Below are 6446 nucleotides of genomic sequence, written 5' to 3'. Positions count from 1 at the left end.
GTCCTCGACATAGGCAATGATCGCACCGGACATGTGCCTGGCCACGCAAACGCCTGAGGAGCAATAGAACGGCGATCCCGGCGGTAGCTCAACGGCATCCGCGACGTCGAATTGCCCATCGCTGTTGTCGAACACTTCCGGAACGACGATGGTTTCCGATGTCAGCGCGCGTTTCCAGTTGTCGACGGTGAATTCGTTCGGCCGTTGCCGGCTGACGGCAAGCTCACCGCCACCGATCGGCAACGCCACCAGCCGGGCGTCTTCCGAGATCAGCACATCGGGCGTGCGCGTATCCGAGACGGTCAGCAAGCCTGCCAACGCGAATGGCAGAGCCGCGAGCCGCAGCCATGTCGTCGCCATCGTCGCGATGACCAGGGCAATGGCCACCAGCAGGACCGACTGTTGCGAAATCAGCCCGACCCCATCGACAGGCGAACGCTCGGAGATCCAGCCCGATATGGCGATCATCATCGTCAGGCCCTTGCCCATCAGGTAGAGACCTGGCCAATCCAATCCGAAAGGCATCAGCAGCGCGCTGGCGACGGCCAGGAACATGACGACGGTGACGATCGGCATAACCGCGAGATTGGCGAACAGGCTGAGCGGCGACACACGCTGAAAATGCCAGATGGCAAACAGCGTCGTGGCGCTGCCGGCGATGATCGAGGTCATGGCCAGACCGATTGCCGCCAGCAGGAATTTTCGTGTCAGGAACCCGGGCAAGGATCGCTTCGGCGGCGGCGTTCTTGCTTTTCCCGCGCGGTGATCCGCCCAGCCGGCATAGGCGCCGACCAGAGCCGCGGTCGCGGCGAACGACATCTGAAAACTCGGGCCGACCACCTCATGCGGCGACACCACGATGACGGCGATCGCCGAGATCGCCAGATTGCGCATGGTGAGTGCTGCTCGATCGAACAGAACTGCAATCAGCATCACTGCCAGCATGATGAAGCTGCGTTCGGCGGCGACGACGATACCTGAGATGACGAGGTAGGCTGCGATCGAGAACAGTGCGGCGGCAGCGGCATACTTCTTGACCGGGCGACGCGCGGAAAAATCGGGAAACAAGGCGAAGGCGCCGCGCAGCAACCCCATGATGGTGCCGGCGACCAGAGCCATATGCAGTCCCGAAATGGAGATGATGTGGTAGATGCCGGTACGTCGCATCGCCTCATTGATGTCGTCGGGAATGCCGGCGCGCACGCCGACGATCAGCGCCGCGGCGATCTCGCCTTCGGCGCCGCCGACGCTCGCCCTGATATGGTCGGCGATGCCTTCACGGGCATTTTCCACGCTGGAGGAAATTCGGGCCGACAGCGGCATGTCGCCATCATCGCTGACGACAAGCTTGGGATTGCCGAGAAAGAACCCGCTGCCGCCAATGCCGGCAAAATAGCTGTCGAAGGAGAAATCATAGCTGTCCGGTCGCACCGGCCCGGTCGGCGGCAAAAGCTTGGCATATCCAGTGATGAGAGAGCCTGCGGTCACGTCAGCCGGGATCTTGCGTGCCGAAAGCCGTACCCGTTCCGGCGCATAGCGCAGTTTCGGTCTTGCGGTCGATGTTACGTCGATGGTCAGCCGGATACGGCCAGTTTCCATACGGTCGAGCGAGACGACGCGGCCGGTCACCTGCGTCGAGATTTCCGAGCCCAACATTTGTGTGCCCGCACGCCACGTCTCGACCTTGGCAGCAAGCAGCCCTAGGGCGCACAAAAGTGCCGCCATGAAACACAGATGGGTCTTTGGCCATGAGCGCGAGACCAGCGCACAGATCCCCGTCAGGATGACAACCGCGACAGGTCTCGCAAAGTCGGGTTCAGCCGTCAGCGAAAAATAGCCGATCGCTCCGATCGCAAGGCAGACCGGTACCAGCAGGAAGGCCACGCCCCGGTCGAGTTCCAGGCTCGCCGCCATGTTCACGCTGTGGCGCAGGCGTGGCAGTGATATCAGGCCGATCTGCCGGCGCACGCGCACGATCCTGCCGGTTCCGGCAACAGGAACAGAGGCGGCGATACCCGTTTGCAAGGGCAGCTTGCCGGAATCCGGCACGAGGGGCGACGGCGGCGGCAATGAGGCTGGCAGAGGCGCAAACAGGGACCGTTCGCTGACGCCAATGGCAGCGTCCTCGCCCTGATCCGAGCCCCAGCCTCGTCCAGCCATCGGGTCTGCCCCTTGCGCCCTCGACACCCTATGCTACATGAACGCGCAAAGCGCGAAAGTCCGCGCGACCGCACCCCGCTTCAGATGGTTTCCGAGAGTTCCATGTCCGACAAGGTCGTCACCCGTTTTGCCCCCTCGCCCACCGGCTATTTGCACATAGGCGGCGCGCGCACGGCGCTGTTCAACTGGCTGTATGCAAAGCACACCGGCGGCACGATGCTGCTGCGCATCGAGGACACCGATCGCGAACGCTCCAATGAAGCCGCGACGGCTGCCATCCTCGACGGGCTTTCCTGGCTTGGCCTGAGCTGGGACGGCGAGCCGGTGTCGCAGTTCGAGCGTGCGCCCCGCCACCGCGAGGTGGCCGAGGAGCTCGTGCGCATCGGCAAGGCCTATTATTGCTACGCCACGCCAGCCGAACTGGAGGCCATGCGCGAGGCCGCCAGAGCCAAGGGGCTGCCACCCCGCTACGATGGCCGCTGGCGCGACCGCGACCCCTCAGAGGCACCCGCAGGTGCCAAGGGCGCCATCCGCATCAAGGCGCCGACCGAAGGCGAGACCGTCGTCCATGACCGGGTCCAGGGCGACGTGCGCTTTCCTAACAAGGATCTCGATGACTTCATCATCCTGCGTTCCGACGGCAATCCCACTTACATGCATGCCGTCGTCGTCGACGATCATGACATGGCCGTCACCCACATCATCCGCGGCGACGACCATCTGACCAACGCCGCCCGCCAGACCGTCATCTACAACGCCATGGGCTGGGACGTGCCGTCCATGTCGCATATCCCGCTGATCCACGGCGCCGATGGCGCCAAGCTATCGAAGCGGCACGGCGCGCTTGGCGTCGAGGCTTATCGCGCCATGGGCTACCTGCCGGAGGCGCTGCTCAACTACCTGGCGCGTCTCGGCTGGAGCCATGGCGACGACGAGATCATGTCGATCAAGGACATGATTTCCTGGTTCGACATCGGCGACGTCAACAAGGGCGCGGCGCGCTTCGACTTCGCCAAGCTGGAGGCAATCAACGGCGCACATATGCGTCGCATGAGCGATGCCGAACTGTTCGACATCTTCATCGCCACCCTGCCCTACCTCGAAGGTGGCCCGGCGATCGCCGCACGCCTGAACGACAGCACCAAGGCGCAGTTGCTGGCAGCGCTTCCGGGCCTGAAGGAGCGCGCCAAGACGCTGGTGGAGCTCGTCGACGGCGCGGCCTTCCTGTTTGCCACGCGACCGCTGCCGATCGACGACAAGGCGGCCCTTCTGCTCACCGACGATGCCCGCAAGATCCTGCGCAGTGCTCACGAAGCTTTGAACGGGCTTGCGGGTGACTGGACAGCCGTCTCGGCGGAGGCGGCGATCCGCGAGGTGGCGGCGGCCGGCAGCCACAAGCTCGGCGCGGTGGCCCAGCCTTTGCGCGCCGCTTTGACCGGCAAAAGCACCTCGCCGGGCGTGTTCGATGTGCTCGCCGTGCTCGGCCGCGAGGAAAGCCTGGCGCGCATCTCAGATCAAATCGATTAGGAGCAAACTGGCCCAAGAAGATTGGCATTGAAAGGCGGGTTTCGCAGTGCAACATTAGGCCTTGGCCCAATCTGGCACGCACCTCCTGAAATGCGGTGGCGAATACGCGCATTGCGGTGATTTTCGACGTGTCGCTCTGCGAAATTTGCCTTTGCCGGCATGAGGAAACAAGAAGGAGTTTGCAATGACCGAAGCTGCGAAAAAACTGGATTTGGGCAAGACCCAAGAGGCCACCGCAACGCTTGAATTCGCCGGCAAGACCCATGAATTCAAGGTGCGAAGCGGTTCGGTCGGGCCTGATGTGATCGACATCGCCTCGCTCTACTCAACCACCGGCGCTTTCACCTACGATCCCGGCTTCACCTCGACGGCAAGCTGCGAGTCCGAAATCACCTTCATCGACGGCGACGCCGGCATCCTGTTGCACCGCGGCTATCCGATCGACCAGTTGGCCGAACATGGCGACTTCCTCGAGGTCTGCTATCTCCTGCTCTACGGTGAATTGCCGACCAAGGCGCAGAAGGACGATTTCGATTACCGCGTGACGCGCCACACCATGGTGCATGAGCAGATGTCGCGCTTTTTCACCGGCTTCCGCCGCGACGCGCATCCGATGGCGGTGATGTGCGGCGTGGTCGGCGCGCTGTCGGCCTTTTATCACGACTCCACCGACATTTCCGACCCCTACCAGCGCATGGTTGCCTCCATGCGGCTGATCGCCAAGATGCCGACGATCGCGGCGATGGCCTACAAATACCACATCGGCCAGCCCTTCATTTACCCGAAGAACGAGCTGAACTTTGCCGCCAACTTCCTGCATATGTGCTTTGCCGTGCCTTGCGAGGAATACAAGATCAATCCGGTGCTGGCGCGCGCCATGGAACGCATCTTCATCCTGCACGCCGACCACGAGCAGAATGCCTCGACCTCGACCGTTCGCCTCGCCGGCTCGTCGGGCGCCAACCCGTTTGCGTGCATCGCCGCCGGCATAGCCTGCCTGTGGGGACCCGCGCATGGCGGCGCCAATGAAGCGGCGCTCAACATGCTTGGCGAGATCGGCCATGTCGATCACATCCCGGAATTCATCGCCCGCGCCAAGGACAAGGACGACCCGTTCCGCTTGATGGGCTTCGGCCACCGCGTCTACAAGAACTACGATCCGCGCGCCAAGATCATGCAGAAGACGGCACATGAGGTTCTGGGCGAGCTCGGCATCAAGGACGATCCGCTGCTCGACATCGCCATGGAGCTGGAAAAGATCGCGCTGACCGATTCCTATTTCATCGAGAAGAAGCTCTACCCGAATGTCGACTTCTATTCCGGCATTACGCTGAAGGCGCTGGGCTTCCCCACCACGATGTTCACCGTGCTGTTCGCGGTCGCCCGCACCGTCGGCTGGATCGCCCAGTGGAAAGAGATGATCGAGGATCCGCGCCAGAAGATTGGCCGCCCGCGCCAGCTCTATACCGGTGCACCGGAGCGGGATTACGTGCCGATCGCCAAGCGGTGAATTAGGAAATAGTGAGTAGTGAGTAGTGAGTAGTGAGTAGTGAGTAGTGAAGTCGACCATTTCTACTGATTACTGACTACTCACTCTCTTGACATACCGCATCACCACCTGCGCGGCGATCTCGCCGGACGGTCTGCCCGTAGCCATGCGCCGCCTGATCTCTGCAAATCCATCCTTCTGCCAGGCACGCATGCCGCTGTCGGCGAACAGTGCCTCCAATTGCCGGGCAAGATTGTTCGGCTTGATATAGCCGTCGTAGAATTCGGGAATAAGCGCTCGATCCGATATCAGATTGGGCAGCAGCGCCGACCAGACGGAAACGAGGTACGGCGCCAAGATGCGCGCGACCGGGTCGAGCCTGTAGCAGGAAATCATCGGCACGCCGGCCAGCGCCAGTTCCAGCGATACCGTCCCGGACGCGATCAGCGCCGCATCGGCCCTGCCGAAAGCCTGCCATTTGCGCTGGGGCTCGACGATGATCTCAGGCTTTTCATCCCAGCGGTTGACGGAAGATTTGACGAGGTCGGCGACATGCGGGACGGTCGGCAGCAGCAGCCGCAAGCGGTGGCCGCGCGCGCGCAGGATCGACACCGTCTCGCCGAACGGGTCGAGCAGCCGCCGTACCTCGCCACGCCGCGCACCGGGCAGGACGAGCAAGGTTTTGACCCGATCAGGAGAAAGGTCGCGCGGCAACTCCTGCGCCTTGGCTGCAGCGAGCAAGCCCGCATCGTGCGTCAGGCGATGCCCAACATAGGTGCCCGATGGCCCGCCGAGCCGCTCCAACTCCTTAACCTCGAAAGGCAGGATGCAGAGGATGTGGTCGACATAGGGCTTCATCGCGACCGCCCTGCCCGGCCGCCACGCCCACACGCTCGGGCAGACATAGTGGATGATCGGAATCGACGGGTTGGCCGCACGCACCTTTTTGGCGACGCGCAACGAAAAGTCCGGACTGTCAATGGTGACGAGGCAATCCGGCTTTTCGTCGGCAACGGTCTTGGCCAGTTGGCTGATCCGCCGCATCAGGCGCGGAAGGTCGCGCAGGACGGCACTGAACCCCATGAGGGCGATCTCACCGGCATCGAATGGCGAGACCAGTCCCAGCGTCTGCAAATGACGGCCGCCGAGGCCGACGAGTTGCACCTCGCGCCCGGCCGCCTGCCTGAGCGAGCGTACTATGTCGGCGCCGAGCAGGTCGCCGGACTCCTCGCCGGCAACAATCGCGATCTTCAATGCCCTGTCAGCCACT

4 protein-coding genes are annotated in these 6446 nt (G+C 62.8%); 2 read left to right on the top strand and 2 right to left on the bottom strand.

The window, feature by feature from the left end; translation table 11 throughout:
* Positions 1-2160 (bottom strand): ComEC/Rec2 family competence protein (locus ENZ75_RS16715; RefSeq protein WP_164887845.1); only part of this gene is annotated, 2160 nt, incomplete at its 3' end.
* A gap of 102 nt (positions 2161-2262) precedes the next feature.
* Here ENZ75_RS16715 and gltX point away from each other — a divergent pair.
* Together gltX and gltA are read left to right on the top strand one after the other, a co-directional pair.
* Positions 2263-3687 (top strand): glutamate--tRNA ligase, encoded by a 1425-nt coding sequence (gene gltX / locus ENZ75_RS16710; protein ID WP_063170234.1) that lies wholly within the window; start codon positions 2263-2265, stop codon positions 3685-3687.
* Positions 3688-3871: 184 nt separating this feature from the next.
* The gene (gene gltA, locus ENZ75_RS16705) at positions 3872-5197 is read left to right on the top strand and encodes a citrate synthase (protein ID WP_013531749.1); all 1326 of its coding nucleotides are present in this window, start codon (positions 3872-3874) and stop codon (positions 5195-5197) included.
* Between the two features lie 69 nt (positions 5198-5266).
* Here the strand turns inward: gltA and lpxB are convergent, their stop codons facing one another.
* A complete protein-coding gene (gene lpxB / locus ENZ75_RS16700) occupies positions 5267-6445 on the bottom strand; it encodes a lipid-A-disaccharide synthase (protein WP_128278188.1) in 1179 nt (392 codons plus the stop codon).
* Between the last annotated feature and the right edge of the window lies 1 nt (position 6446).

The organism is Mesorhizobium sp. M7A.F.Ca.CA.002.04.1.1, assembly GCF_004022805.1.
Taxonomy (GTDB): Bacteria; Pseudomonadota; Alphaproteobacteria; order Rhizobiales; family Rhizobiaceae; genus Mesorhizobium; species Mesorhizobium ciceri.
Note: the sequence above shows the minus strand (reverse complement) of the source record. Positions and strands in the feature narration are given on the sequence as shown.

Excerpts from the sequence above, each read along its gene's own strand:
- gltX (WP_063170234.1), top strand. The coding sequence starts at position 2,263 with ATGTCCGACAAGGTCGTCACCCGTTTTGCCCCCTCGCCCACCGGCTAT.
- gltA (WP_013531749.1), top strand. The coding sequence starts at position 3,872 with ATGACCGAAGCTGCGAAAAAACTGGATTTGGGCAAGACCCAAGAGGCC.